Here is a 26,928-nt window from a genome sequence, read left to right on the forward strand (position 1 = left end):
GGTTATTTTGCCAATGCCAGGGTTTGCAGTTGGCCCAGCTCATGAATGCCTTTGGCAGCCAGGTCCAGCATCTGGTTCATGGTATCGCGGCTAAATGGCTCACCTTCGGCCGTACCCTGAATTTCAACAAAGCCACCGTTGCCGGTCATCACCACATTCATGTCGGTATCGCAGTCTGAGTCTTCGATATAGTCGAGGTCCAGCACTGGCGTGCCCTGATAGACACCGACCGAAATGGCAGCCACTGAGTCTTTGATGGGCGTTTCGGTGAGCAGGCCTTTTTGCAGCAAGGTGCCCACGGCATCTACCATGGCGACATAAGCGCCGGTGATGCTGGCAGTACGTGTACCGCCATCGGCCTGGATGACGTCACAGTCAAAATGGATGGTGCGCTCTCCCAGCTTTTGCAGATCAATCACCGCGCGCAGGCTGCGGCCGATCAGGCGCTGAATCTCTTGTGTGCGGCCACTTTGCTTGCCGCGTGCGGCTTCGCGGTCCATGCGGCTACCTGTTGAACGTGGCAGCATGCCATATTCAGCCGTCACCCAACCCTGGCCTTTGCCCTTCAAAAAACCAGGCACTTTTTCTTCTACGCTGGCAGTGCAAATCACGTGCGTATCGCCAAATTTCACCAATACTGAGCCTTCAGCATGTTTGGTGTAGTGGCGGATAATTTCGATGGCGCGCAATTGGTCATTCGCGCGCTGGCTTGGTCTGATCATGGTTTACAACTTTCTGTTATTTAATATGTTGCCGGGTTCTACCCAGCGCTTCCTGTATTTCGGCGATGGCCTTTTCAATTTCGTCATCGGTCAGATCCAGCGCATATTGGCTGGGCGGGGCCGTGCTTTCGTTCATCATGGTGGTGGTGACGTCTACCGGTAAATCCAGTGTTGAAATCGTCAGCGGGCTGGTCACACGCTGCCCCCACTGCAGAGCAATTGCGCTCATATTATCGCCGACGGTAATGCTTGCGGCATCGGCATCGTCCAATAAGCGGTTCACGCCATCGTTAATATCTGCAGCCAGCATATGTTGCGCCATACTGATATCAGGCACGGTGTTCCATACACCATCCGAGCACAGCATGATGACATCGCCTTCGCGCAGCGGGATCGGCGCCGCCAGCTCTACTTTGGGCGGGCGCTCTCCACCTACGCAATTATAAATTTTATTACGGTGCGGGTGATGATCCATCTCATCTACCGTAATTTTGCCTTCTCTTAATAACGATTGCACGACTGAGTGGTCCTCGGTCTGGTGTTCGACCAGGCCGTTTCGATAGAGATATAAGCGGGAGTCACCCACATGGGCGCAAAACAGTTTGTTGTGCTGGATCAGTGCGACGACAATGGTGGTGCGTGGCGATTCCAGCAAACGTTTTTGCAAACGCACATTTTCGATCACATCATGCGCCCGGGCAATTTGCTCACGCAAAAACTGCGCAGGCTGGGTAATCAAAGGCTGCGATTCGCGCTGAAAGGCTTCTATCGTGGTTTTCACCGCGATTTCGGCGGCCACATCACCATGCTGGTGCCCGCCCATGCCGTCAGCCAGCACCATGAAAATAGCATGCCGGTGGTAAGAATACGCCAGCCTGTCCTGATTGTAAGGCCGCGGCCCCTGGCGGCTACCTTGTGCAATGGTGAATTTCATAGCGGTTTATTCAATACCTTGATGATTTTATCCACCAGCGAACCGCGAGGATCTTCTACCACGCGGATGCCGATCATTTTTTTCTGTAATGAGAACACGCTTTGCGGCCGTAACAGGTAGTCCAGCTGCATGCATTCATCAATAATCGCCAGTAATTTTTCAGAGTATATCTGTTTACCGAGCTCAATCGCAGGCACCAGCGTATCATCTTTCAGCCGCACATTGGCCGAGATGGGCGATGCGCGTTGCAAGCAGGCATACATGCTGGCACCTATGCTGTAAATATCACTCCAGGGCCCCAGGTGCTTACGGTCTATGTATTGCTCCGGCGGCGCAAAACCCGGTGTGTAAGTCGGCGCCAATGTCACCTCAGACAAGGCCTGGCGCGCTGATCCGAAGTCCAGCAGCATGGGTGAGCCATCCAGGCGGATATAAATATTGGCGGGCTTGATATCCAGATGCAGCAACTTGCGCGTATGCACTTCACGCAAGCCATTGAGCAACTCCACAAACATGCGGATCAGAAAGCTCTCAGGCACCGGCTGCGACAAGGCCATGATGTAATCTTGCAGCGACTTGCCACGCTCATACTTCATGACCATGTAAACGGTATTGTTGGCACGGAAGAAGTTTTTCACACGCACGATATTCTTGTGCTCGATATTGGCCAGCGCCAGGCCTTCTTCAAAAAAGCACTTCATGCCATGTTTGTAGGCGGCTTCATTTTTGCCGTTGGAGCGAATATGCGTATGTTCGTCACGTTCCGCCAGCGTCACCGGCATATATTCTTTAATGGCAACGGTGTTTTTTTGCGGATCCTGCGCCAGATAGACGAAACTGAACCCGCCCAGACTCAGCACCCGTGTAATGGTGTAGTCATGCAGCGCAGTGCCTACCGGCAAGGCAAAATCGAATTTATTAGAAAGCTTCACTAGCGCTTTAACGTCACAATCATGGCTTTTATTAAGGGAAACGCCGAATTAAGTGGCTTGCCGTCTCTGCCATCAAACCGGGTTTCTTTTATCTGTACGCTATTTTCGCATATCGATAGCGCATTTGATACAATCGTCCAGTTTGCCCGGAGCGCGATAATGACTGCCAACAAAACCACAGAAAAAGAAACCAAAAACGCACACCCCATTTTAAGCATGACCGGCTTTGCCGCAAGTGAAGCCCGTTTTCCGGGCGGCCTGTTGCTGATCGAACTGCGTGCAGTGAATCATCGCTACCTCGAGCTCAACGTCAAAATTGAAGACAGTTTGCGCCAGTTTGAAGCGCTGATACGCGAACAACTGCAAACCCGGCTCGGCCGTGGCAAAGTCGAATGCCGCATGAGCCTCAAGAGTGATAGCGCAGCCACCACCCTGGCGCTCAACCCGGCCATGGTGGCGCAAATTGCACAAACGCTCAAAGACCTGCAACAGCATTTTCCGCAAGCGCAACCGATCAACCTGGTCGATGTCTTCAAACTACCCGGCGTCTTGCAAACCGAAGCGGTGGATGCCGAAGCCATGGCACAAGGCGTACAAAACGGCCTGTCACGCGGCATTGATGAACTGATTGCTGCTCGCCAGCGCGAAGGTGAAAAGCTCAAACAGGTATTGCTCGATCGCCTGCAAGGCGTGCGTGAACAAATCAGCATTGTTAAACCACTGCTGCCGACGCTGGTGAGCCAATACCAGGACAAACTGACCGCCAAACTGCAAGAGGCCATGCAGGCCGATGACGACCGTGTGCGCCAGGAAATCGTGCTTTACGCGCAACGCATTGATGTAGACGAAGAGTTGGCACGCTTGCAATCCCATATCACCGAAATGGACCGCATCCTCAATGCCGGTGGCGCCATGGGTAAGAAACTGGATTTCCTGATGCAGGAAATGAACCGCGAAGCCAATACCCTGGGCTCAAAATCGGTGGCCATCGAAACCACACAAGTGTCTATGCAGCTGAAAGTACTGATCGAACAAATGCGCGAGCAGATTCAGAACATCGAGTAAGCGGCTTAAATGTAAAACGGCACTGCACCAAAATCGTGACGCCAAAACGCACCGCAATGGTGCGTTTTGCTTTGGTAGCAACAGCTAAAAAACAATAACAATATGATTTAAAACACTATTCTTTGCTGGCACACGGCTTGCTCTTATTTAATTGAATTTTACAAGTAAGGCAAAGGTCCAGCATCATGACGCAATCGGCCAAACAGTTTTTTGATGAAATGCAGGGCTATGGGGGCAATGTACGTGCCATCTATCAGGCGTATAACCGCTGGTTAAGCGATGTACCGACACAACAGCTGGCAGCCAAGCGAGCGGAAGCTGAAGTATTGTTTCGTCGTGTCGGGATTACGTTTAACGTCTATGGCGAAGAGGATGGTGCCGAACGTTTGATCCCGTTTGACGTGATTCCGCGCATGATCTCCGCCAGCGAGTGGGCACACCTGGCCAAAGGCGCCGTGCAACGCGTGCGCGCATTGAATATGTTTCTGCATGATATTTATCATGAGCAGGAAATCATCAAGGCCGGCATCGTCCCCAATAGTATTTTAAGCAACTCACAATACCGGCCGGAAATGGTAGGCGTCAATGTGCCTAACCAGGTGTATGCACACGTCGCCGGTATCGACCTGGTACGCACCAGTGAGTCGCAGTTTTATGTGCTGGAAGATAACTTGCGCACCCCTTCTGGTGTGTCTTACATGCTGGAAGACCGCAAAATGATGATGCGGCTGTTTCCGGATTTATTTAAAAAATACCCGATTGCACCGGTCGAGCATTATCCGCATGTATTACTCAATAATTTGCGTTCAGTAGCCCAAACTGGGGTCACTGACCCGACCGTGGTACTGCTTTCACCAGGCGCTTATAACAGCGCCTACTTTGAACATGCCTTCCTCGCCCAGCAAATGGGCATCGAACTGGTGGAAGGCCAGGACTTGTTTGTCCGCAATAACGCCGTCTACATGCGCACCACGCAAGGCCCGCAAAGGGTGGACGTGATTTACCGCCGCATTGACGACGACTTCCTTGACCCTCTGGTGTTCAAGCCCGACTCCCTGTTGGGCGTGCCAGGTCTGCTCTCCGTCTACCGCAATGGTGGCGTCACATTAGCCAACGCCGTGGGCACCGGCGTTGCTGATGACAAGGCGACGTATGTGTACGTGCCGGAGATGATTAAGTTCTACCTGGGTGAATCTCCCATCCTGCAGAACGTGCCTACGTATCAACTCAGCAAGGAAGATGATCTGGCCTACGTGCTGGATCATCTGCCCGAGCTGGTCGTGAAAGAAGTACAAGGCTCCGGCGGCTACGGTATGCTAGTCGGCCCCACTGCCAGCAAGCAGGAAATTGAAGAATTCCGTTTACGCATAGTCTCCAAACCGGCCAATTACATTGCGCAACCGACATTGGCCTTGTCAACCTGCCCGACGCTGGTGGATCAGGGCATTGCACCACGCCATGTCGACCTGCGGCCGTTTGTACTCTCGGGTAAAACAGTCAGTGTCGTGCCAGGTGGCTTGTCGCGCGTGGCGCTCAAGGAAGGTTCACTGGTGGTCAACTCCTCACAAGGTGGCGGCACTAAAGACACCTGGGTGCTGGAGCGTGATGATGTCTGTGTAGAAACCTCGCAGTCGCAAATGGCTGCCCAACAAACAACGCAAGAGGCTGTCATATGTTAAGTCGTACCGCAGATCATTTATATTGGATGGCGCGTTATATCGAACGTACCGAAAACGTGGCGCGCGTACTGGATGTGACTTACAACATGTCGTTACTGCCTTCCGACAGCAGCAATGAAGAGGAACTGTGGGATACGGTATTGGAAATTGCCGGTATCCGCGACATTTATGACAAAACCTACAAGGAACTCAATGCCGCCAATGTGATTAAACATCTGGTCATGGATAGCAGCAACCCTTCCAGCATCTACAGCTCGTTGCGCAGTGCACGTGAAAATGCCCGCGCTGTGCGCGTGGCCATGACCACCGAAACCTGGGAAAACATGAACACGCTGTGGCTGGAGTTTGGCCAATATATCAAGCAGGACCTGACACAGACTGGTTTGAGTGAGTTTTGTGAATGGGTCAAAAGTCGTTCGCATCTGTTCCGTGGCGTGTGCTTTGGCACCATGTTGCGCGATGAAGCATTCAGCTTTGTACGCCTGGGCACCTTTATGGAACGTGCTGACAATACCGCACGTTTGCTCGATGTAAAGTATGAATTTTTAATCCCTATGCAAGAAGCGAATGACGGCGCGGTGGATTATTACGAATGGAGTGCCGTGCTGCGCTCGGTGTCGGCTTTCCAGGCCTACCAGAAAGTTTACCGCGATGCGATTGAACCGATGAAAGTGTCTGAATTGCTCATTTTGCGCGAAGACATGCCACGCTCACTGCATGCCTGCTACGCCGAAATCATGCCGATTTTGCGGCAAGTGGCTGGTAGCCGCCAGACTGAAGCCGAGCGCCTGGCTGGCCAAATGCATGCCAGGCTGCACTACGGCCGCATGCTGGATATTTTGAAAGATGGCGTACACCACTTTTTGGATGAATTTATTCTGGCCAACCGCAAACTGGGTGAAGAAATACAACGCAATTTTTTAAGTGCGACGGCCTGACAACGACAATAGATTGCCATGACCCCCCTCATGCGCAGACTGTTTAACACAGCGCTGCGCTTTTTTACTTTGGCACACCACACACATGCTGCTCAATATTGAACACCAGACCCACTATGCTTTCAGTGACATGGCGCAATACACCATTCAGCAACTGCGCCTGACGCCACGCAATGGTCACGGCCAGCAAGTCAAGCATTGGCAGATCAAGGTCAACGGGCAACTGGCTGCGTTTGAGGATGCCTTTGGTAATCTGGCGCATACTCTGGTCATCGACCAGCCGCATAATGAATTACTCATCGCCGTATGCGGCGAAGTGGAAACCGGGGTCGCAAGCACCCCACCTGAGCACACACTCCCATTAGACATTTACCTGCGTGATACGCCCCTCACCCAGGCCGATGCTGCCATGATTGCATTTGCCAAACGCTTTGCCGATGCGCCACTGCCAGACATGATGCAGGCTTTGCGTGCACAGATGGAGTACATCACAGGTGCGACCCAGGTCGACACCTCGGCAGCCGAGGCCTTCAGGCTTGGCAAAGGGGTTTGCCAGGATCATGCGCATGCTTTTATTGGCTGTTGCCATAGCCTGGGGCTGCCCGCACGTTATGTCAGCGGTTATCTGTTCACCGAAAACGGCAACCTGATGCAAACGCATGCCTGGGTGGATGTGTGGCAACACGACCAATGGCTAGGGCTGGATGTGTCTAACGGCACATTGGTAAACGAAACACATGTCAGATTGGCCACTGGCCTGGACTATCGCAGCGCCAGTCCGATCACGGGTTCGCGTATCGGTGGCGGCACAGAGGGCATGGCGAGCATGGTCAGTGTCAACCAGCACGGCGGCCTGACAGATAAACAGCGCGAGCAGCATAAACAACAGCTGCGACAGCAGGCACAAAGTGCGCAGCAGTAGCTTGTCCGTGCATGCTATGATGACTTTTAAACATTAACCTACTCCTCTTTTTCTTATGACTTATTGTGTCGGTATTTTGCTGCAACAAGGCCTGGTATTGGCTTCTGATACGCGCACCAATGCTGGTGTCGACCAGGTAGCGATTGCGCCTAAAATGCACTTATTTGAAGTGCCGGGCGAGCGCATGATTGTGCTGCTGACGGCGGGCAATCTGGCCATTACACAATCGGTGGTCAACCTGTGCCGTGAACAGCTCAAATCGCCTGAACCACACGCGCACCTGCATAATGTCCAATCGCTGTTTGAAGCGGCCAGTGTCGTCGGCGCCGCCATGCGCACCGTGCATCAGCGCGATGGCAAAGCCCTCAAGGAACATAGCATAGACTTTAGCGCCAGCATTCTGGTGGCCGGGCAAATCAAAGGCGAGCAGCCACGCTTGTTTAATGTCTATGCGGCAGGCAATTTTATTGAAGCCACCTCGGACACGCCTTATCTGCAAATCGGCGAGACCAAATACGGCAAACCGATTATCGACCGTGTCATCAAACATCAAACCAATGTCACAGATGCGGTAAAATGCGTGCTGATTTCATTTGATTCCACCATCCGCAGTAATATTTCTGTGGCTTTACCGATTGATTTGATGATATACCGCACTGACACCTTTAGCGCCGATTGCCGGCAACGCCTGACGGAAGATGATCCTTATTACGCCTGTATCCGCAAGGGTTGGGGCGAGGGTTTGAAATCCGTCTTTTCTTCACTGCCTAACCCAGAGTGGTGTGCATCATGAGTCATGGTCATTTATATGTGATTTCTGCTGCTTCTGGCGCTGGTAAAACCAGCCTGGTGCGTGCCATGCTGGCGCAAGACCCGATTTTAAAACTGTCGGTGTCTCACACTACGCGCGCACCGCGCCCGGGCGAAGAAGACGGCATCCATTACCACTTTGTCTCAGAAGCCGAGTTTTTAGGCGTGCTGGATAAAGGCGGCTTTCTCGAAAGCGCCCATGTGCACAGTGCGCGTTATGGCACGGCACAAAGTGAAGTAGAAAACGCCCTGGCATCCGGCCGCGATGTGATTTTGGAAATCGACTGGCAAGGCGCTCAGCAGATTCGCAAACTGTTCCCGCAGGTCACCTCGATTTTTATTTTGCCGCCTTCGATTGAGGCGCTGGCGCACCGCCTGAACAACCGTGGCCAGGACAGCGAAGCCGTGATTACACAACGTCTGGCCGCCGCACGTGAGGAGATGCGTCACGTGCATGAGTTTGATTATGTTACAATTAATGATAATTTTGACGTGGCCTTGCAGGATCTGATGGCGATTGTTCGCGCCCAGCGCTTGCAGTTAAACCGCCAGGTTGCCTGCCACGCGTCATTGATTCAATCACTTACCTGACCCAGCGCGCATGCACGCTGCATGTAGGCTCACATATTAAGAGGTTTTTATGGCACGTATTACTGTCGATGATTGCTTGGACAACATCTCTAACCGTTTTCAATTGACATTGGTGGCAGCTTACCGCGCCAGACAATTAGCCAATGGTTCAGACCCATTAGTGAGCGGCTATTCACAAAAAGACAAGCCAACCGTGATTGCCTTGCGCGAAATCGCTGCTGGTAAGATCGGTGTAGAGTTGTTAGAGAAAAAGGGCCACGCATAAACAGCTATGCCCCATAGCCAAGGCGATTCTGCCCATCGCAAGTCCAGGTCTCCCCTGGAGGAAGTGGACTTGCTCCCTGCTGACCGTGAGGATTCCCCCCTTACCCAGCTGATCCGCAAGTACCTCAACGAAGAAGAAGTGCAACTGGTCTGGCAAGCGTATCGCTATGCCGAGCAGGCGCATGCCGGTCAAACCCGCAAAACCGGCGAACCCTATATTACCCATCCGATTTCGGTGGCCTGCATTCTGGCCAAACTGCATCTCGACTTGCCGACCCTGCTGGCCGCCCTGTTGCATGATGTGGTGGAAGATACCGAAGTCGATAGTGCGGCGATTGCCGAGCGCTTTGGTAAACAGGTGGCTGACCTGGTAGATGGCCTGACCAAGCTGGACAAGGTAGAACTGCAAACCGCCACCCAGGCGCAAGCCGAAAATTTCCGCAAAATGCTGCTGGCCATGAGCCAGGATGTGCGTGTGATCCTGGTCAAGCTGGCCGATCGCTTGCACAATATGCAGACGCTGGAGGCAATGCGCCCGGAAAAGCAGAAACGCATCGCGCGCGAAACGCTGGATATTTATGCGCCAATTGCCAACCGGCTAGGCCTGAACCCGATTTACCATGAGCTGGAAGATCTCAGCCTCAAGTACCTATACCCGAATCGTCACCGCGTGATTGATAAGGCCATTCGCCTGGCACGCGGCAACCGCAAAGAAGTCATCAGCAAGATTCAGGACGCCATTGAGAATCAGCTGACGCAATACCAGATTGAATATGATGTACAGGGGCGCGAAAAGCACCTTTACAGCATTTATAAGAAAATGGCTGAAAAATCGATGAAATTGTCGCAAATTGGCGACATTTATGGTTTTCGCGTCATTGTCAAAGATACCGCAGCCTGCTACCTGACATTGGGCGCATTACATGCGCTTTATAAGCCCATTCCCGGCCGCTTTAAAGACTATATTGCGATTCCTAAAGCCAACGGTTACCAGTCTTTGCATACCACATTGTTTGGCCCATTTGGCACGCCGATTGAGGTACAAATACGCAGCCAGGAAATGCACAATATTGCTGATGCCGGCGTGGCCGCGCACTGGCTGTATAAAACCACCGATGCGCACCTGACCAAACTGCAACAGCAAACCCACCAGTGGTTACAGCGCCTGGTTGAAATCCAGACCGAGAGTGACGACAGCCACGAGTTCCTGGAGAACTTTAAAGTCGACCTGTTCCCGGACGAGGTCTATGTGTTTACGCCTAAAGGCAACATCATGGCCTTACCACGTGGCTCGACCGCGGTTGACTTCGCCTACGCAGTGCACTCCGATGTTGGCAACAGTTGTGTCGCCGTTAAAATCAATAATGAACTGGCGCCACTGCGTACCGAGATGCGCAATGGTGATCATGTCGAAATCATCACCGCGCCGCTGGCGAAACCGAATCCGGCCTGGCTCAACTATGTAGTCACCGGCAAAGCCCGCTCACATATCCGCCATTACCTCAAAACCGTCAAGGTGGAAGAATCGGCACAATTGGGTGAACGCATGCTGAATGTGGCGCTACGCGCCATGCATATAGAACCGGCCGAGATTTCAGACAAGCAATGGCAAAAGGTCATGAACGACTATGGCAGCAAAACCCGCCAGGCGATTTTGACCGATATCGGCCTCGGCAAGCGTAACAGCCTGATGGTGGCGCACCAGTTACTGGCGCATCCGGCCGATGCTGAAGATAAATCCGGCAAAGTACTGGATACCATTACTATCCGCGGCTCGGAAGGCATGGCGGTGCAGTTTGCCCCTTGCTGCCGCCCGATTCCTGGCGACCCGATTCTGGGCTTTATCAATAAGGACAAAGGCCTGGTCATTCATACCCACGATTGCCCGGCCATCCGCAAGTTCAGGCTGGACCCGGAAAAATGGCTGGACGTGGAGTGGGATGCCGATCCGAAAAAACTGTTCAGCGTCAACTTGCGCATTACGGTGGTCGACGAACGCGGCATGCTGGCCAAAATTGCGGCGACCATCTCCAATGCGGATGCCAACATTGATAATGTCAGTGTCGAATCCAGCGATGGCAGCCAGTACTCCAATGTAAACTTTACCGTGCAAGTGCATAACCGCGTGCACCTGGCGACCTTGATCCGCAATCTGCGCAAGATTCAGCAAATCGTGCGTATCAACCGGGTCAAAGGCAACCAGCTGGAACAACGTATCCAGTAAACCAGCGGTGATGCCAGCATGCGGCCCTTGAACGAGATTAAAGGTTTCACGCCCGCCGTATGCAGCCAGCTGGCAAAATTGAACATTCATTCAGTGCAGGCCTTGTTGCTACACTTGCCACTGCGTTATCTAGACGAAACCCGCATCACGGCCATCCGCGACTTACACCTGGGTGAGCAGACACAAATCGAAGGCGTGGTGGTGCACAACGAAGTGGCCTACAAGCCACGCAAAATGTTAAATGTCAGGCTGCAGGATGATACTGGCGTCATCAATCTGCGTTTTCTGCACTTTTATCCCAGCCAGGTCGCTGCCATGCAAACTGGCCAGCGTTTACGCGTGTTTGGTGAGGTGCGGCCTGGTTTTTTTGGCTATGAGATGGTGCACCCGACACAGCGCAAAGTCGATGAAGACACACCAGTCAGCAGTGCACTCACCCCGGTCTACCCGACCACGGCAGGCTTGAGCCAGGCAACCATACGCAAAGCGGTGAACCGCATATTGCAAGCAGAATATTTGCACGAAACCCTGCCAGGCTGGGTATACCAGTCCATGCAATTGCCCGACTTTGCCAGCAGCCTGCATTTGCTGCATCAACCCCAAGCCGAGATAGCACTGGCGACACTGGAAGACCGCACGCACCCTGCCTGGCAACGCTTGGCCTACGACGAACTGCTGGCACAACAGCTTTCCATGCGACAGCATTACGCGCGCCGCAAACAATCGCGCGCACCTGCCATCTCCGCCTCACAGACACTGGTTGCCCGCCTGCTGGCCAGCCTGCCGTTTGCACTCACGTCTGCCCAGCAAAAAGTGGTGGCAGAAATCGGGCATGACCTCAACCAGCAACACCCCATGCAACGCCTGCTACAGGGTGATGTCGGCAGTGGCAAAACCATTGTCGCCTGCCTGGCGGCCTTGCAACTGATAGAACATGGCTGGCAAGTGGCGATGATGGCGCCGACGGAAATTCTGGCAGAACAGCATTACAAAAAACTATGTGACTGGCTGCAACCGCTGGGGGTGACGGTCGCCTGGCTGACCGGCAGCCAGAACAAAAAACAACGTGAGCAATCACTGTCAGCCATCGCCAGTGGTGAAGCCATGCTTGCCGTCGGCACGCATGCTTTGTTTCAAGACGATGTGCAGTTTAAGCAACTGGGGTTGGCGATTGTGGATGAGCAACACCGCTTTGGCGTCGGGCAACGGCTGGCATTGCGTAAAAAAGGCACGGCCTTGCCAGGGCAGGCACACAACCTGGAACCGCACCAGCTCATGATGTCGGCCACGCCGATTCCGCGCACCTTATCCATGAGCTATTACGCAGATCTCGATGTGTCAGTGATTGATGAATTGCCCCCGGGCCGCACACCGATTGTGACCAAACTGGTGGCCGATGACAGGCGTGATGAGATTTTACAGCGTGTACATGACGCTTGCGCCCAAGGCCATCAAGCCTATTGGGTGTGCCCGCTGATTGAAGAATCAGAAGCGCTGCAACTGCAAACGGCCAATGATACCTTTGCCTATATGCAGCAAACGTTCCCCGAACTCAAGGTCGGCCTGGTCCATGGCCGCATGAAATCGGCAGAAAAACAGGCAGTGATGCAGGCTTTCTCTGCCAATGAGATTCACCTGCTGGTCGCCACCACCGTAATTGAAGTCGGCGTCGATGTACCGAATGCGAGTTTAATGGTGATCGAACATGCGGAGCGCATGGGACTGAGCCAGTTACACCAGTTACGTGGCCGCGTCGGCCGCGGCGCAGCCAAGAGCACCTGTATTTTGCTTTATAGCAAACAGCAATGTTCGCAAATTGGGCGACAGCGCCTGAAGGTCATTTTTGAAAGCAATGATGGCTTTCAAATTGCCCAGGCCGATTTACATATCCGCGGCCCGGGAGAATTGCTGGGCACACGACAGAGTGGCGTCCCCATGCTTAAAATTGCCGATCTGGAACGCGATATGCAATTACTGGAGATGGCCAAAACCCAGGCGGATCAACTATTACAACGCGATCCTGCTGCCGTCACTGCGCACCTGCAGCGCTGGTTAAGCCAGGGCGAAGAGTGGATCAAGGTTTAGCTGAGTCGGCTACGTAATACTTTGCGCTGACCGGTTGCGGATGGCGCAGCACCGCCGTGTATCGCTGATTGCAAACTGGCTTCAAACTCATGCAAAGGCAGCGGACGGCTAAACAAATACCCCTGGAAAGCGTGGCAGCCCATATTTTGCAACATGACCATTTGCTGCTGCATTTCCACCCCTTCAGCAATCACACTGTGGCTCAGGTTTTTGCCCATATTGATGATGGTTTGCACAATAAATGAATCGTAGTTGTTATGCACAATATCTTTAATAAAGCTGCGGTCTATTTTCAATTCGTCTAACGGCAGCCGTTTCAATACCGACAACGAAGACTGACCAATGCCAAAGTCATCCAGCGAAAAAGTGATGCCCAATACTTTCAGCGCATTGATTTTTTCAATCACTTCATCGATATTTTTCACAATCAGGCTTTCGGTCAGCTCCAGACGCAAACAGCTTGCATCGCAACCACTCGCCAATACCGTTTCTTTCACCATCTGCACAAAGTCTGGCTGGCTGAACTGGATGGCACTGACATTGACCGACAATTTAAGCTGGGCGGTATGCACAGACTGTGACCAGTGCTTGAGTTGTTGACAAGCTTGCGCCAGTACCCATTGCCCGATGGAGACAATTTCACCGGTTTCTTCGGCAATCGGAATAAACTGGTCTGGCGGAATCATGCCCAAGGTCGGGTGTTGCCAGCGCAGTAATACTTCCGCGCCCGTTGGCTGCTGCAACTCATTGACTTGCACCTGGTAGTACAGGAGCAATTGCTTGCCCTGCAAGGCAAATGCCAGTTCATTCTCCAGCGTGGCGCGCATTTCAACGGCCGGGTGCACGGCTTCATCGTACATCTGGATGCTATTGAGGTTATCGGATTTTTTGGCCTGATACATGGCAATATCAGCGCGCCGTAACACTTCATCTTCTTTAAGCAAATCCCCCAGGAACAGGCAAATGCCAATGCTGGGTGCAGTGCGGTATTTACTGTTTTGCAGCTCAAAGGGTTGCGAAAATACCGCCATCATTTTTTCCGCAGTGGCCTGGGCCGCAGTAATCGCTTCTGTCTTGTCGGTTGATAACTCATCCAGCACAGCAATAAACTCATCACCGCCCATGCGCGCAATGGTATCTTTTTTACGCAAGCATTGTTGCAGCCTGAAAGCGACCTGTTGCAACAACTCATCCCCGGCCTGATGGCCTTTGCTATCGTTAAGCCCTTTGAAATTATTCAAGTCCAGGCACAACACCGCCCCATAATGCTGGTGACGCACACAGCGTGCAAATGCCTGATTAAGGCGATCCGTCAGCAAGCGGCGATTAGGCAAGCCAGTCAAAAAATCATAGTAGGCCAGTTGGTGCACCTTTTTGTTATCCAGGTTGGATGCAATCCGTAACGAGATATTCTCGCGCAGGCTGGTAGCCAGGCTGCGGCCAGCCACCGTCACATAAAACACATACACCATAAACAACACGGCGAGCGCCAGTGAGACTGAACTGCCATGAATCAAAAAGCGCGGAATCATAAACAGCACAATGCCACCACTAAACAGGTTGGTACTTAAGGTATCGACTGAATAAATAATGATGCCCGCCCCGGAAACCCCGACCAGCGCAAAAATCAGGAACGCCTGGTGGGCCGTATCAGCCTCAGGGAACAGGAGAATACCGCCCAGGCCCCAGGCCAGGCCACAAAAACAGGTGCTGGCACGAAACCACTGCAGCCACTGGCGGCTATGCAGTTCGCGCTGCAAGTCTTTTTCATACTGATAAGTCAGATAAGCACGTATGCCGTAAGCCACTAGGAAAATGCTGGACCAGACCGTGAGGATGATGTGGTCGATGAGGTGCCATTGCACGAGCAAAAGCGCAATCATGACCACGATGGCTGCCATCAATGATCTGCGATTGTTTGAATACAGCATGCCGACAATTTCTGCGTGCAATGCCGATGATTCCGCCGTCGTGTTCAACGCACGTATCCCCCATGTATATTATTGTTAACATCTTAACAACGGTTATTGCAGGCTGATACTTTAGTTTTACGCACTTATCATGCGCTCAAAATTAAAAAAACACACTATACAACGGCTTGTTTTTAATAGAAAAATAGAAAATATAATCTAAGAAATGTCAGCAATGCCATTCAGATAACCACGTCACAACAGGTAACTATACGCTGCCAAACGGGCAGACAGCGGAGAAAAGCCTATTGTGTACTGAACAGCGGCTTTAACTCAGCCACCGCCAGGTCAATAAAACCACGCAACTTGGGTGGCATAAAGCGTTGCTTCGGGTAAACCAGGTGCACGGCATCCGCGCGCCCGCGCCACTCTGGCAATACATGCTGCAAGCCGCCAGTCTTTACCGTAGGCTGGCAGATAAATGTGGGCAACAAAGCCACACCCTGCCCGTTTTCGGCCATCGCCCGCACCACGCCAATGCTGTTAACCAGGGTACGCGCAGCCAAGGGTACGCGTATGGCTGTTGTACCGCGCTGCAAATCCCATTGATGCCGCCCCATGGGCGTGAATTGCACGCATTGGTGCTGGCTGAGGTCAGTTGGCGTGGCAATCTGTCCCGCCGACTGCAAATACTGTGGGCTGGCAAATAGCGCCCATTGTATGGTGCCCAGCGATTTGGCTATCAAGCTCGAATCACGCAATTCCCCGGTTCGAATCGCCACATCCAAGCCTTCTGCCACCAGGTCAACATAACGCTCGGTGAGCATTAACTCCAGCGACAAGGCTGGGTAGGTGCGCTGCATCTGTGTCACCAAGCCTCCCAGCAAAGCATCCCCGAGGTCAGCCGGTGCCGTGACTTTTAACACGCCTTGCGGTTGTTGGCGCGCTTCGTCCAGCGCCGCTTCAGCTTCAAGCAAGTAGCCCAGGCCGGTAGAAGCATGTTCAAAATACAATGCGCCAGCTTCAGTCAGGTTTAAGCGGCGTGTAGTGCGTTGCAACAGGGTGACGCCCAGCCGTCGCTCCAGCCGCGCTACGCGGGTGCTAATGGTCGAGGTCGGCAATCCCAACTGCCGCGCGGCAGCGCTAAAGCTGCCCGCCTGCACCACCTTCACAAATACAGCGGCTTCATTAAAGTCCATGACTCAATTGTTCATTTAATTGAAAAGTAATTTCACATTTAACCATCTAGTGCCTTAAAAGTCATGTGTTTATAGTGTGAACCATGCAAACACGCAAACATTTCTGAAAGGGAATCATCATGAAAAAACTGGCTTTTATCAAACGCAGCAACGGTAACCACTGGGTAGGTGACGGCTTTCCGGTACAAAGTATTTTCTCTTACCGTGACATTGCCAATGACATTTCGCCTTTCTTGCTGATGGATTACGCCGGGCCTGCCAGCTTTGAGCCGACCACGCACAGACGCGGTGTTGGCCAACACCCGCACCGTGGCTTTGAAACCGTGACCATTGTTTATGACGGCCAGGTCTCACACCATGACTCCACTAACGCTGGTGGCTCCATCGGCCCAGGCGAAGTGCAGTGGATGACCGCAGGCAAGGGCATTATTCATGAGGAGTATCACGGTGATGACTATGCACGTACAGGTGGCCCGTTTGAAATGATCCAGTTATGGGTCAACTTGCCGGCCAAGGACAAAATGACCGCGCCAGGGTATCAGGGGATTACCCGCGATCAGATTCCAGAAGTGGCTTTGCCAGGGGAAGCGGGGAAAGTCCGCGTGATTGCCGGTGAATATGCTGGTCACAAAGGCCCGGCAAATACCTTCAGCCCGATGAATGTGTGGGATGTGCGCCTGAATGCGGGCACACGCACCACCTTCACCTTGCCGGAAGGCCACACCACCGCCATTTTTGTGCTGCATGGCGCGGTGAAAACCGGTGAAGTACATACCATCCGCCCGGCCGAACTGGCGGTGATGCAACGTGAAGGCAATGAGCTGATATTGCAAGCCCAGCAGGACACCGTGCTGTTGTTACTCAACGGTGCACCGCTGAATGAACCTGTGGTAGGTCATGGCCCATTTGTCATGAATAGCTGGGAGGAAATTGACCAGGCGATTAATGACTTTAACCAGGGTCGCTTTGCCACTGCTTAAATCGGTAAACCATTTTAAAAACAGGAAACACGGCAGCCAGCGCCCCATTCTTTAATGCTGGCTGCCGTGATCTCCAACCAACATATCTTGAGAGGATATTCACCATGAACAACAAACCTTATGTACGCCTGGACCGTGACAACGCTGTGGTCTTGCTGGTAGACCACCAGGCTGGCCTGCTATCACTGGTGCGCGATATTGAACCAGACCGTTTTAAGAATAATGTACTGGCGTTAGCTGATGCCGCCAAGTTTTTCAACTTACCCACTATTTTAACTACCAGCTTTGAAACAGGCCCGAATGGCCCGTTGATGCCAGAATTGAAGGCCTTGTTTCCTGATGCACCCTATATTGCCCGCCCTGGTCAAATCAACGCCTGGGATAACGAAGACTTTGTCAAAGCGATTAAGGCCACCGGCAAAAAACAATTGATTATCGCTGGTGTGGTCACCGAAGTCTGTGTTGCCTTCCCTGCACTATCAGCCATAGAAGAAGGCTTTGAAGTATTTGTCGTAGGCGATGCCTCAGGCACCTTTAACGAACTGACGCGCGATGCGGCATGGCGTCGCATGGAGGCCGCAGGTGCACAAATGATGACCTGGTTTGGCGTCGCCTGCGAGTTGCACCGCGATTGGCGCAACGATATCGAAGGCCTGGGTGCCTTGTGCGCCAATCATATTCCAGACTATCGCAATTTGATGACTGCATTCAATGCGCAACAAGCCAGGTAAAAATTGGCAAGTTGTAGAGAGATGCGGAACTTTTTTTGCGTAATTTTTGTCTAATAATTGCATGGCATTTTTTAGTTTTATGCCATAAAGCGTTTCCTACATCACAATAGGAACATTGCTTATTAAGTATTCAGGTCAATTAGCGTAATCTGCAATTGTCGTGTGTGAAATGAAGTGTCGAATGCATTTCGAGTTTCATTCATCACATGGCAAATACGGCAGCCTTAACGGCTGCCGTTTGTACTCAACGAGTGAAGGAGTATGCATATGCCTAGAGGATCCAGTCCCAAGCGCGAACAAGAATACGAAACCCTCAAACACGCGTTCAAGCAAGACCATCGTTACCCCGGCCGCGAAGAAGAAGTCGCCGCCAGAATTGTCAACAAGCAACGCAAACAAGCTGGTGAAACCAAGGATAACTCCTCCTGAGTCTCCTAAGCTTTAACCCATCAATACAGTGCCAATGTTTGGTAAACATGCTCAAAAAATCCATTCAGGTTTGAAAGGGTGAGTCTTTTATAAAACCCCTGCCAGACTTGCTTAAAAAGTGGGGGTTGTTATGCAACAAACTGCTGATATTGGAATTTCACCACTCAACTATCAACCAGCGTATGAAGTGCTGGCGGACAGCGAAACCCAAAGCCGGGAAAACCTGCAATATACCCTGCGTAAAATCTCCGAAATCACGGCCAGACATTCTGCTTATAGCGCGCGTAGCGTGCATATTAAAAGTCACGGCCTGATCTCTGCAGAAATGGAGATTTACGATAACCTCCCCGCGCCCCTGGCACAGGGCATGTTTGCCCAAGCGCAAACCCTGCCGCTGGTCATGCGCTTTTCAACCGTGCCGGGCGATATTTTGCACGACAAAACCTGCACGCCACGCAGCCTGGCCATCAAGGTGCTTGGCGTGAATGGTGACCGGCTACCTGGTAGCGAAAAAGCCATCACGCAGGACTTTTTATTTGTGAATGGCGCCAGTTTCCTCTCGTCCAGCGTACAGGTGTTTCTTTCCAACCTGAAGCACATCGCCTCCACGCCAGAAACCAGCACTGAGTTCAGGCATTTTTTATCACAAATATTCCGCTCAACGGCCAAGCTGGTCGAATCACTCAAAAGTGGCCAGCAAACCCTGATCAGAAACCTGCACCAGGCACAAGAAACCAATATTCTGGGTGAAACCTATTTTAGTCAGGACCCGATTCTATACGGCAACTACATGGCCAAAATTGCCTTTGTACCGATCTCACCCGACCTGCTCACCCTCACCAACAAACCGATTGATACCCTCGCCTCCGATGGCCTCAGAAAATCCATTGTCGATTACTTTATTGCCCACACCGCAGTGTGGGAGTTGCGCGTACAGTTATGCACCGATATCAAGCAAATGCCGATCGAAGACTCTACCGTGATCTGGTCAGCAGATGTGTCGCCCTATATCCCGATCGCCCGCATTACCGCTAAACCACAAATTGCCTGGAGTCCCTATCGTTCGCATGTAGTGGATGAGGGCATGATGTTCTCGCCCTGGCATGGCATTCAATCGCATCGGCCCTTAGGCTCGGTGATGCGCTTGAGAAAAATGAGCTACGAGATGTCCAGAAACCTGAGCGCGGCACCGACAGGCATGCCGGTGTGTGAGCCAACCAGCCTGGATGATTTGTGCTGATGCACAGATCACCACAACCTCTCAACAAATCGTCCTAGGCGGGGCGAGGCGCACGCCAGCGGTATGCCCACATATCCGGCAGGTAGGTGGCAATCACCATCAATGCCGCCAGGGTTAGAAACAGCCACTTGACCGAATAGCTGGTGACAAATTTGGCGGCGGGCGTTTGCGACTGCACAAACGTATAAAATGCCGGTTGGTCTATGCCTTCAATATATTGACCCTTGATCTCCGTCGCCATCTCCTTCAAATGTTCCACATCCTGGCTGGATAAATAGCGGTCAAACTCAGCGTACGCCACCGGTGGATCAGGATCATCCTTGCTGGCATCACTGTAATTGACACCACCACCCGCGCTTTCGGCCGCGGCATCGGTGCCCCAATAACCGACAAAGTGATTATTCGAATTAAAGCGCTTGATCGGTGCAGGCTCTTTACCGCCGACGCCAACAAAAATAACATTTTTACCTATACGCACATCGCTGATATCCAGCTTGTTAATGCCATTGGCTTTGGGCGCTTCGTCACCATCGGTAAAAAACAGCATTTGTGCCGGAATATTCAGGTAATCAAACGTCGCCTCGGCGGCCTTCACCCCAAATGTCATGCGGCTGTTACCACTCCAGGCCATACGCCATTCCAGGTGGTTAATACTGTCAGTGATAATATCGAAGTTAGCGCACACTTCCAGCGGCATAAATAATAAAGCCACATTCTCAGCGGCAAACACACCCACGCTGACATATGTGCCGCAAGGTGATGTTTTCACCACTTGCTTCATCAGGTGCTGTGTATAAGCCAAGCGCGTGGCGGGTTTGTTATCGACCTGCATATCTTCCGCATTCATGCTTTGCGAAATATCTGCCAGCAACAAATAATTGTGTACTTCTTGCTTGAGTTGAATGTCCGGCTTGACCAGCGCCAACAGCAGAAAGACAGCAGCGCCCAACAAAAAAGCCGTTTCGTAGTGCGCTTTTAACAGTGAAAAAAAGCGTTTCATGGCAACCCCTGTGGCAAATTGCTGATTTCCATGCCTGAAGGATCCTGCGGCACAGTCTTGATATGGGTCGGAATCACGCCATGCAATAAACTCAAATTGAACTTGGCCGCCTGGTTGCCCGGATCAAGTTTGAGTGACTGCTCATACGCCGCCCTCGCCTGTAAATAATCAAACTTGGCTTGCTCCTGAATCGCACCATCTGCCTCCACCAAGCGTTGCAACCCTGACCGGAACAGCTGGTTGCCGATATTGAAATGGATCTGCGACTTCAACGTTTGACTAGGCGTGAACAAGGCCTCATCGTGCTGTTTAGGCGCCTCTAACAACTGGCCGAAATTCTGTATCGCATGCTTGTAATTACCCGTTTTACCTTGCTGGTAAGCATCGGCAAACTTCTGGTGAAACGGAAACAAGTCGCCCTCTAACACGTCACCATGTTGCAACGCTGTATTGGCCGAGGTGATTTTGTGCACCTGGTAAGCTTCGTAGACACTGCCCAGCACGCCGACAATGAAGACAACGCCAAGCAGCTGGTTTTTGCGCATTAAATGGTTTTTCATTCGTACACCCTCAAATTTTTAATCACCAGCATCAACAACACCAGCAGCAGCGCAGAGACCATAAACACCTTGGAATAGTCATAGCCAGCAATGGTCTCGCGATATTGAATCGCCTTTTTTTCACGTGAGTCGATGTCATTAATTGCTGACTGCAAGGTCTCCGGATCATCCGCCTCATAGGCTTTGTATTTCAGGCCCAATGACTGGAAATACTTATGCAGCACGATGGAGTTTGGCGTGCGGTCTTCGTCATATTGCTCTTTGGAGAAAATACTCGGCTCACCTGGTTCGCGTAACATGATCCAGTAAATACTCAGCTTGCGGCTTTTCAGGCGCTCACTCAGTAAAAACTTCACACGCGGACTGAGTTTGCCGGCGCCGTCCGAAAGTAAAATCACCGCCCGTGAACCAGAGCTCTGGATGTTATCGAACAAGCCAACGGCCTCGGTTAATCCAGCGCCGATATTGGTCTGGTTCAATGACGGGCTGGTGGCCGCCACGATCGCCGCATGAATCGCATCGCGGTTAGTCGTAATCTTGATGCCATACAACGCCGAGTTGGTGAACCCGACGACACCCATCATGTCATTCGGCCGTGAATCAATAAACTGCGTAATAATGCGCCGCGCTGCAGCAGATTTGATTTCCGCCACATGCCCTGAAGCATCGCCCGCAAACGGGTGATCCATACTCACGCTACGGTCTATCACCATCACGGTTTGCGCACCCTTACCCACGCGGGGCACTTGCTCATCCGCGCCGCGCGGTGCCGCCAGTGCAATGACGATGCTCAGCAACAGCAGAGACATAATGACCTTCACCGCCAGGTTCAACCGGTCTGAAAACAGGTCTTCCGGGATGATGTCCAGCCAGCTGTAATGCTGGCCTTGATGGCCCTTTAACCAGAAAGGTAACAGCGCGATAGGCAATAAGGCAAACGCCCACGGATTTAAAATAATCATGCCACGCCCCGCTCGCAATCCCGCAGCTGCTTGCTGAACTGCACCAGTTGCGTAATCACCTGCTGGCTATCACGGGCACGCACGTCATACAGGGATTGATTCGACGCGGCAAAAAACTGTGTGATCTCAGGTTGCAGGTTTTTAAAGCTCGGGCGCAAACGCACAAACTCGTCCACATCCCGCGCAAAAATATTCGCGCCATAGTGCTGATTAAATGCCTGGTGCAAATAGACCAATGCCTTCTTCTCTTCTGCGGCGGTTTTGGGCCGGGAGGATTTTGCCAGGCGCTTGAGCTGCCGGTGCGCCCGCGCAAAGGCCCCGCCCATAAATGGCAACCAGTGGCCATCAGCATTCATATAAAGCAAGGCCAGCAGGCTTGTGATTGCCAGGGTTAAAAACAAGCCCAGGCGTTGTCGATCGGCACGGCTGTCTATCAGCGGTGTGTTCACTTCCGGCAATAGATTTTTCTTGGCGGTTGATGTGCCGCCAGTCACCAACGGTGAAAACCAGAATCCCCACGCCGGAATATCAATAGCGGTAGCGCTTGCCGCAGGATGACTGAAATTCAGTTTCTCAGCGGGTAAATGCATCACACTAGGGGTCGTGCTCACCGCAAATACCTGGTAACGCAATTGCAAGGTGTACTGGGTGTGGTCCGATTGCGCTTTGGTTTGTAAGGCCACCTCCACCAGTTCGATACCATCATGTTTGCTGCCTTTTTTAGGCAAGCCACTGTCGGCCAGTTGATACGCGGTTGGCGCATCTACAATGACGGTTCTGCTGAGCACATCGCCAATATGTACACCATGGCTTGACGCTGGATTAGTCACGCCCAATGTTGGTGATGCCGGTTTGCTTGCGGACGTATCTGCGTCCGCTGCCAGCGCATGGTTAACCGTGAATAATAGACTGCTGACGATCAACAGGCGTTGCAGCACCCGAGTTGTCGTCCTGTGTGAAATCTGTGCTTGCATAATGGTCTCTTCGCGTCACATGGCTTGTTCAAAATAATGCGTCATCAGCTCTGGCCTGTAGTCGCCATGCATAAACAACGCCGGGCTCTCAAAGCGCAAAAATAAAGCCTCTAGCGCATGCCTGCGCGCATTAAATGCGTTGATGAATTTGGCTTTCACTTCACTGCGGAAAAACAGCGTACGATTGCGGCCACTTTCCAGGTCTATCATGGTGCCAAAGCCAAACTTGGGCAGCTTTTTGTATTCCTCATCGTCCCACAATACAATCGGCACCACTTTGTGGGCAGACATCGCCAGCAAGGTTTTCTCGATCACTGGCAGCGGCATATGAAAGTCCGAAATCCAGAACACCAGTGCACGCGTCTGGCCCAAAAAGTTAGGCACATCCGTCACACCATCCACGCCAATACGCAACTGCTGGTAATCATGTAACAAGCCGATGGTTTGTTTGCTCTGGTGATAATTGCGGCTCAGCGGCAAGGTGAAGTCTTCGAGCACTTGCTGGTTGTAACCAATAAAACCGAACAAATCGCCCATGTGATAAGCCGAATTCGCCACCGCCGTTGCAATTTCAATCGCCGTATCCAGCTTGCGTTTATGCCCCTTGAATTGCATGGAGCTGGACAAATCGCACACCGCATAAATCGGTGTCGTACTGTCCTGGTTAAACTGCCGCACCTGCACCTGCTCAAACGGGTCACGTATGGTTTGCCGTAAATCCATGCGCCTGGCATCCGGGTAATCCACCAGGTTAATCGTGCCGCGATAATCCGAACCAAGGCCGCGCTGCGTGCCTGGATGATCGCCAAGCTGAATGCTGTCCGACCTCCAGCCAACCACATACTCAAAAGGCCGCGCGTAGCTCGCCTCATCGAGATGCGCGCGCGCCTGGCTGTCGACGACTTTCCCCGCTCGTTTTGTCAATGACCGCATGATTGCTGCTTTCATATGCAGAGACCTTAAGCAGCTTTGCTAAACGACAGGCTAGGCACGGCCACGGTGCTGATAATGTTGCTGGTCAGCTCCCTGGCCAGCGCCGTTCTGCGATTTTCATAGGCCGCGTTAAATACCAGGCGATGTGAAATCACCTCATGAAACACGGCATGAATATCTTCCGGGTACAAACTGTCACGGCCATTCAGCCAGGCGTTTACACGGGCGGCCTTCATCAGCATACCCATACCGCGTGGGCTAGCACCGGTCTGGATCACACGCCCCACATCTACGCTGTCCATGGTCACGCCAAATTTTTCCGGATGCTGCGTCGCATCCCACAAATCCATGGTGTACTCCTCCAGCACATCGCTGGATTTGATATGGTCCTGCAAGCGATCAGAAAACGCATTCAACTGGTCGAATTTCAAAATATCGCTCTCAACCTGTTGTGTCAGTTTTTCGGCATGCTGGAACTTGGTATTGAACACCAGTGACTTTTTCAACTCACGATCTGTTGGAATCTCAATCGGGATTTCCATCATAAAACGGTCACGCGCCGCAGATGGAATCTCAAACGTCTCGTTCTTTTCCACCTGGTTGCGGTCGGCAAACACAATCATGTGCGGCATGCGATATTCTTTTTTAAACGCGCTGATATGGCGCTCTGCCATCACCCGCAACATCAAGGCATGCACCTGCGGCCGCGCACGGTTGATCTCGTTAAAAAAGAACACGGACAAATTCTCACCCGCACGCAGCAACGGGCCCTCATCAATCTGTGGTCGTCCATCCGGCCCCAAAAACGTGTGGTAGATCAGGTCATTCGGCATCAGGTCGACCGTGCCTTCAATCCGCTCATACGCCCCGCCGATACCGCGCGCAATCGATTGCAGCAAGGTGGTTTTACCCACACCGACGCCACCATCCAGCAACACATGGCCACGGGCAAAAATAGCGATGTTCATTAATCGCACGGCTTTGCTTTGCCCCACAATCACTTGATTCACCTGCTTTTCAAGGTTCAAAGCATGCTGACGCCAGTCTGTCAGTTGGTTATCTAATGCCAATCGAATATCAGAGGTAGGTGACATGAATCTTTCCTTTAATAGAATGTTTCAAAAATGTAACAGAGTGTTACAAATCCACAATCCTCCAGTTTCAAGAACTTTGCTGGTCCAGTGAGTTGTGAGATATAGTGATACTTGAGTAATCCAGATTGACGCCCAAGGAAAGGGATTTTTTCCCGATATTGAGGATGTGCTGTGAGTAATGGAGAGATGAAAAATGCTACGTTCGTGGAGCCTTAAACTAACAATCACCGAGACCTCAGGCTTGCCGGTCTATCTGCAAATTGCCCAGCAAATCATGGAAGAAATCCAAAAAGGCAGGCTCGCGCCCTCCACCGCCATGCCAGGCACGCGCGAACTGGCAGAAAAGCTCAATGTGAACCGCAAAACGGTGATCCTGGCCTATGACGAACTGATCGCGCAAGGCTGGCTGGTCACCGAGCAACGCCGAGGCTCGTTTGTGTCGGCCAACCTGCCCAATTTCAATACGCAAGCGCAAACTGCCAAAACCAGCCAACAACCTGCCAACGTGGTAGCCGCCACCACACACCCGCTGCTGTGCTATCAATCACCGCTTGAAGGTGTGATTGACTTTAATGATGGCATCCCGGATTCACGCCTGATCCCGTTTAATATTCTGTCACGCGCATTCCGGCATGCCCTTATCGGCTCCAGCAAAGGCAACAACCTGGGCTACGGCGACCCGCGTGGTACGCTGGCATTACGCCAATCCATCGCCACCATGCTCAATATGGAAAGAGGCTTGAGTGTAGATATCGACCAAATCTGTATCGCACGTGGCAGTCAGATGGGCATCTTCCTCGCCGCGCGCGTCCTCACCCGACCAGGTGACAATATTGTGGTGGAACAACTCAGTTACCCGGCAGCCAAAGAAGCGTTCCGATCCTGCGGCGCCAATATCCTCACCGTGAAGCAAGATAAGCACGGCATCGATGTAGTCGCGCTGGAGAAACTGTGCAAACAACACCCCATCCGCGCCATTTATGTCACACCGCACCACCAATTCCCCACCACTGTCATCATGACCGCCGAACGGCGCCTAAAACTGCTGATGCTGGCAGAGCAATATGACTTCACGATTGTGGAAGACGATTACGATCACGAATTCCACTTCTCGCATCACCCAGTATTTCCCTTGGCCAGTACCAATCACGGCGGCCGCGTCATGTACGTCGGCTCGCTCTCCAAAGTCCTCGCCCCCGGTTTGCGGGTGGGCTACCTGGTGGCAACCCCCAGCCTGATAGACCGTTGTGCCAAAGAAGTCATGCTCATAGACCGACAAGGCAATTCAATCACCGAACTCGCCGTGGCCGAGCTGATGGATTCCGGCGAAATCAAACGCCATATCCGCCGGACTTTTAAGGTGTATAACGAACGCAGAAACCTGCTGATTGCGCTGATTAAAAAAGAACTTAAAGAATACGTCATCTTCGATGCACCCGATGGTGGGTTAGCGATCTGGTTACGTTTGAAGGAAGGTTTTGACGTTGAGAAAGTTGCCGAACAAGCTTTAAAACATAAAGTGCGCATATTGCCCGGCACCTTGTTTTCTGAATCGCAGCAAAGCGTGCATGCGATTCGGTTAGGATTTGGTAGCTTAACGATTACGGAATTAGAAAAAGGTGTATTGGCATTGAAAGCGTCTTTTTAATCGAACTACCGAGAAATCCTCGGTAGTTGCAAACTGCCTTTATTATCGAAATTGGTTTATTGAACGGATTGCAGAATTATTTTCTGAGTGTGAGTACTGCAA

At 52.1% G+C, this 26,928-nt stretch carries 25 protein-coding genes; 14 read left to right on the top strand and 11 right to left on the bottom strand.

Annotated elements, in window-relative coordinates; genetic code table 11:
- Positions 1–2 precede the first annotated feature (2 nt).
- The 3 genes from rph to GQ52_RS04625 are packed head-to-tail and all read right to left on the bottom strand — an operon-like array spanning position 3 to position 2,588.
- The gene (gene rph / locus GQ52_RS04615) at positions 3–722 is read right to left on the bottom strand and encodes a ribonuclease PH (RefSeq protein ID WP_019880823.1); all 720 of its coding nucleotides are present in this window, start codon (positions 720–722) and stop codon (positions 3–5) included.
- A 16-nt stretch (positions 723–738) separates the two neighbouring features.
- Positions 739–1,656, bottom strand: coding sequence for a PP2C family serine/threonine-protein phosphatase (locus tag GQ52_RS04620; protein WP_047515554.1), 918 nt, complete (start codon positions 1,654–1,656; stop codon positions 739–741).
- A complete protein-coding gene (locus GQ52_RS04625; RefSeq protein WP_019880821.1) occupies positions 1,653–2,588 on the bottom strand; it encodes a serine/threonine-protein kinase in 936 nt (311 codons plus the stop codon). Before GQ52_RS04625 ends, GQ52_RS04620 begins: the two co-directional genes overlap by 4 nt.
- A 159-nt stretch (positions 2,589–2,747) precedes the next feature.
- Between GQ52_RS04625 and GQ52_RS04630 the strand changes: the two genes are divergently transcribed.
- From GQ52_RS04630 to recG, 9 genes are all read left to right on the top strand, one after another.
- Entirely contained in the window at positions 2,748–3,653 is a 906-nt protein-coding gene (locus GQ52_RS04630; protein WP_052179015.1) for a YicC/YloC family endoribonuclease, read from the top strand.
- 185 nt (positions 3,654–3,838) lie between these two features.
- On the top strand, positions 3,839–5,332 hold the full coding sequence (locus GQ52_RS04635) for a circularly permuted type 2 ATP-grasp protein (RefSeq protein WP_019880819.1): 1,494 nt from the start codon (positions 3,839–3,841) through the stop codon (positions 5,330–5,332).
- Positions 5,326–6,270, top strand: coding sequence for an alpha-E domain-containing protein (locus tag GQ52_RS04640; RefSeq protein WP_019880818.1), 945 nt, complete (start codon positions 5,326–5,328; stop codon positions 6,268–6,270). The genes GQ52_RS04635 and GQ52_RS04640 overlap by 7 nt, the downstream gene beginning before the upstream one ends.
- An 85-nt stretch (positions 6,271–6,355) precedes the next feature.
- Positions 6,356–7,192: a transglutaminase family protein gene (locus GQ52_RS04645; RefSeq protein WP_047515556.1), complete on the top strand. Its 837-nt coding sequence runs from the start codon at positions 6,356–6,358 to the stop codon at positions 7,190–7,192.
- 55 nt (positions 7,193–7,247) lie between these two features.
- Complete coding sequence (locus tag GQ52_RS04650; protein WP_019880816.1) at positions 7,248–7,985, top strand: proteasome-type protease; 738 nt, start codon at positions 7,248–7,250, stop codon at positions 7,983–7,985.
- The gene (gene gmk / locus GQ52_RS04655) at positions 7,982–8,593 is read left to right on the top strand and encodes a guanylate kinase (RefSeq protein WP_019880815.1); all 612 of its coding nucleotides are present in this window, start codon (positions 7,982–7,984) and stop codon (positions 8,591–8,593) included. The genes GQ52_RS04650 and gmk overlap by 4 nt, the downstream gene beginning before the upstream one ends.
- 49 nt (positions 8,594–8,642) lie before the next feature.
- The gene (gene rpoZ / locus GQ52_RS04660; protein ID WP_019880814.1) at positions 8,643–8,858 is read left to right on the top strand and encodes a DNA-directed RNA polymerase subunit omega; all 216 of its coding nucleotides are present in this window, start codon (positions 8,643–8,645) and stop codon (positions 8,856–8,858) included.
- Between the two features lie 6 nt (positions 8,859–8,864).
- Positions 8,865–11,081, top strand: coding sequence for a bifunctional (p)ppGpp synthetase/guanosine-3',5'-bis(diphosphate) 3'-pyrophosphohydrolase (locus GQ52_RS04665; protein ID WP_047515558.1), 2,217 nt, complete (start codon positions 8,865–8,867; stop codon positions 11,079–11,081).
- An 18-nt stretch (positions 11,082–11,099) separates the two neighbouring features.
- Positions 11,100–13,166, top strand: a complete 2,067-nt coding sequence (recG, locus tag GQ52_RS04670; protein WP_047515560.1) for an ATP-dependent DNA helicase RecG — start codon at positions 11,100–11,102, stop codon at positions 13,164–13,166.
- Here the strand turns inward: recG and GQ52_RS04675 are convergent.
- Complete coding sequence (locus tag GQ52_RS04675; RefSeq protein WP_235272968.1) at positions 13,163–15,145, bottom strand: bifunctional diguanylate cyclase/phosphodiesterase; 1,983 nt, start codon at positions 15,143–15,145, stop codon at positions 13,163–13,165. The genes recG and GQ52_RS04675 overlap by 4 nt on opposite strands.
- A gap of 236 nt (positions 15,146–15,381) precedes the next feature.
- Positions 15,382–16,275: a LysR family transcriptional regulator gene (locus GQ52_RS04680; RefSeq protein WP_047515561.1), complete on the bottom strand. Its 894-nt coding sequence runs from the start codon at positions 16,273–16,275 to the stop codon at positions 15,382–15,384.
- 119 nt (positions 16,276–16,394) lie between these two features.
- Here GQ52_RS04680 and GQ52_RS04685 point away from each other — a divergent pair, with 119 nt between their 5' ends.
- The 4 genes from GQ52_RS04685 to GQ52_RS04695 all read left to right on the top strand — a co-directional run bounded on the left by GQ52_RS04685 (position 16,395) and on the right by GQ52_RS04695 (position 19,655).
- Positions 16,395–17,255, top strand: a complete 861-nt coding sequence (locus GQ52_RS04685; RefSeq protein ID WP_047515562.1) for a pirin family protein — start codon at positions 16,395–16,397, stop codon at positions 17,253–17,255.
- A 104-nt stretch (positions 17,256–17,359) separates the two neighbouring features.
- Complete coding sequence (ycaC, locus tag GQ52_RS04690) at positions 17,360–17,986, top strand: isochorismate family cysteine hydrolase YcaC (protein ID WP_019880806.1); 627 nt, start codon at positions 17,360–17,362, stop codon at positions 17,984–17,986.
- Positions 17,987–18,253: 267 nt separating this feature from the next.
- Positions 18,254–18,415, top strand: coding sequence for a hypothetical protein (locus tag GQ52_RS14170; RefSeq protein WP_019880805.1), 162 nt, complete (start codon positions 18,254–18,256; stop codon positions 18,413–18,415).
- 130 nt (positions 18,416–18,545) lie between these two features.
- Positions 18,546–19,655 (top strand): catalase family protein, encoded by a 1,110-nt coding sequence (locus GQ52_RS04695; protein WP_047515564.1) that lies wholly within the window; start codon positions 18,546–18,548, stop codon positions 19,653–19,655.
- Positions 19,656–19,689: 34 nt separating this feature from the next.
- On the opposite strand, the gene GQ52_RS04700 is transcribed toward GQ52_RS04695, so the two are convergent.
- The 6 genes from GQ52_RS04700 to GQ52_RS04725 are packed head-to-tail and all read right to left on the bottom strand — an operon-like array spanning position 19,690 to position 25,178.
- Positions 19,690–20,655 (bottom strand): vWA domain-containing protein, encoded by a 966-nt coding sequence (locus tag GQ52_RS04700; RefSeq protein ID WP_047515566.1) that lies wholly within the window; start codon positions 20,653–20,655, stop codon positions 19,690–19,692.
- On the bottom strand, positions 20,652–21,215 hold the full coding sequence (locus GQ52_RS04705; RefSeq protein ID WP_047515568.1) for a hypothetical protein: 564 nt from the start codon (positions 21,213–21,215) through the stop codon (positions 20,652–20,654). The genes GQ52_RS04700 and GQ52_RS04705 overlap by 4 nt, the downstream gene beginning before the upstream one ends.
- Complete coding sequence (locus GQ52_RS04710; protein ID WP_019880800.1) at positions 21,212–22,177, bottom strand: VWA domain-containing protein; 966 nt, start codon at positions 22,175–22,177, stop codon at positions 21,212–21,214. Before GQ52_RS04710 ends, GQ52_RS04705 begins: the two co-directional genes overlap by 4 nt.
- Positions 22,174–23,151, bottom strand: coding sequence for a hypothetical protein (locus GQ52_RS04715; protein WP_047515570.1), 978 nt, complete (start codon positions 23,149–23,151; stop codon positions 22,174–22,176). The genes GQ52_RS04710 and GQ52_RS04715 overlap by 4 nt, the downstream gene beginning before the upstream one ends.
- A 15-nt stretch (positions 23,152–23,166) precedes the next feature.
- The gene (locus GQ52_RS04720; RefSeq protein ID WP_047515572.1) at positions 23,167–24,084 is read right to left on the bottom strand and encodes a DUF58 domain-containing protein; all 918 of its coding nucleotides are present in this window, start codon (positions 24,082–24,084) and stop codon (positions 23,167–23,169) included.
- A gap of 26 nt (positions 24,085–24,110) precedes the next feature.
- The gene (locus GQ52_RS04725) at positions 24,111–25,178 is read right to left on the bottom strand and encodes a MoxR family ATPase (protein ID WP_047515574.1); all 1,068 of its coding nucleotides are present in this window, start codon (positions 25,176–25,178) and stop codon (positions 24,111–24,113) included.
- Positions 25,179–25,371: 193 nt separating this feature from the next.
- Here GQ52_RS04725 and GQ52_RS04730 point away from each other — a divergent pair, with 193 nt between their 5' ends.
- Complete coding sequence (locus GQ52_RS04730) at positions 25,372–26,826, top strand: PLP-dependent aminotransferase family protein (RefSeq protein ID WP_047515576.1); 1,455 nt, start codon at positions 25,372–25,374, stop codon at positions 26,824–26,826.
- The last annotated feature ends 102 nt before the right edge of the window (positions 26,827–26,928 follow it).

Origin of the sequence: Methylophilus sp. Q8, from assembly GCF_000800115.1 — a bacterium.
In the GTDB taxonomy this organism is placed as follows: Bacteria; Pseudomonadota; Gammaproteobacteria; order Burkholderiales; family Methylophilaceae; genus Methylophilus.

Excerpts from the sequence above, each read along its gene's own strand:
- GQ52_RS04720 (WP_047515572.1), bottom strand. The coding sequence starts at position 24,084 with ATGCGGTCATTGACAAAACGAGCGGGGAAAGTCGTCGACAGCCAGGCG.
- GQ52_RS04710 (WP_019880800.1), bottom strand. The coding sequence starts at position 22,177 with ATGATTATTTTAAATCCGTGGGCGTTTGCCTTATTGCCTATCGCGCTG.
- GQ52_RS04715 (WP_047515570.1), bottom strand. The coding sequence starts at position 23,151 with ATGCAAGCACAGATTTCACACAGGACGACAACTCGGGTGCTGCAACGC.
- GQ52_RS04725 (WP_047515574.1), bottom strand. The coding sequence starts at position 25,178 with ATGTCACCTACCTCTGATATTCGATTGGCATTAGATAACCAACTGACA.
- GQ52_RS04630 (WP_052179015.1), top strand. The coding sequence starts at position 2,748 with ATGACTGCCAACAAAACCACAGAAAAAGAAACCAAAAACGCACACCCC.
- GQ52_RS04640 (WP_019880818.1), top strand. The coding sequence starts at position 5,326 with ATGTTAAGTCGTACCGCAGATCATTTATATTGGATGGCGCGTTATATC.
- recG (WP_047515560.1), top strand. The coding sequence starts at position 11,100 with ATGCGGCCCTTGAACGAGATTAAAGGTTTCACGCCCGCCGTATGCAGC.
- GQ52_RS04680 (WP_047515561.1), bottom strand. The coding sequence starts at position 16,275 with ATGGACTTTAATGAAGCCGCTGTATTTGTGAAGGTGGTGCAGGCGGGC.
- rpoZ (WP_019880814.1), top strand. The coding sequence starts at position 8,643 with ATGGCACGTATTACTGTCGATGATTGCTTGGACAACATCTCTAACCGT.
- GQ52_RS04730 (WP_047515576.1), top strand. The coding sequence starts at position 25,372 with ATGCTACGTTCGTGGAGCCTTAAACTAACAATCACCGAGACCTCAGGC.
- GQ52_RS04695 (WP_047515564.1), top strand. The coding sequence starts at position 18,546 with ATGCAACAAACTGCTGATATTGGAATTTCACCACTCAACTATCAACCA.
- GQ52_RS04700 (WP_047515566.1), bottom strand. The coding sequence starts at position 20,655 with ATGAAACGCTTTTTTTCACTGTTAAAAGCGCACTACGAAACGGCTTTT.
- GQ52_RS04620 (WP_047515554.1), bottom strand. The coding sequence starts at position 1,656 with ATGAAATTCACCATTGCACAAGGTAGCCGCCAGGGGCCGCGGCCTTAC.
- GQ52_RS04705 (WP_047515568.1), bottom strand. The coding sequence starts at position 21,215 with ATGAAAAACCATTTAATGCGCAAAAACCAGCTGCTTGGCGTTGTCTTC.
- GQ52_RS04685 (WP_047515562.1), top strand. The coding sequence starts at position 16,395 with ATGAAAAAACTGGCTTTTATCAAACGCAGCAACGGTAACCACTGGGTA.
- GQ52_RS04665 (WP_047515558.1), top strand. The coding sequence starts at position 8,865 with ATGCCCCATAGCCAAGGCGATTCTGCCCATCGCAAGTCCAGGTCTCCC.
- GQ52_RS04645 (WP_047515556.1), top strand. The coding sequence starts at position 6,356 with ATGCTGCTCAATATTGAACACCAGACCCACTATGCTTTCAGTGACATG.
- ycaC (WP_019880806.1), top strand. The coding sequence starts at position 17,360 with ATGAACAACAAACCTTATGTACGCCTGGACCGTGACAACGCTGTGGTC.
- gmk (WP_019880815.1), top strand. The coding sequence starts at position 7,982 with ATGAGTCATGGTCATTTATATGTGATTTCTGCTGCTTCTGGCGCTGGT.
- rph (WP_019880823.1), bottom strand. The coding sequence starts at position 722 with ATGATCAGACCAAGCCAGCGCGCGAATGACCAATTGCGCGCCATCGAA.
- GQ52_RS04650 (WP_019880816.1), top strand. The coding sequence starts at position 7,248 with ATGACTTATTGTGTCGGTATTTTGCTGCAACAAGGCCTGGTATTGGCT.
- GQ52_RS14170 (WP_019880805.1), top strand. The coding sequence starts at position 18,254 with ATGCCTAGAGGATCCAGTCCCAAGCGCGAACAAGAATACGAAACCCTC.
- GQ52_RS04635 (WP_019880819.1), top strand. The coding sequence starts at position 3,839 with ATGACGCAATCGGCCAAACAGTTTTTTGATGAAATGCAGGGCTATGGG.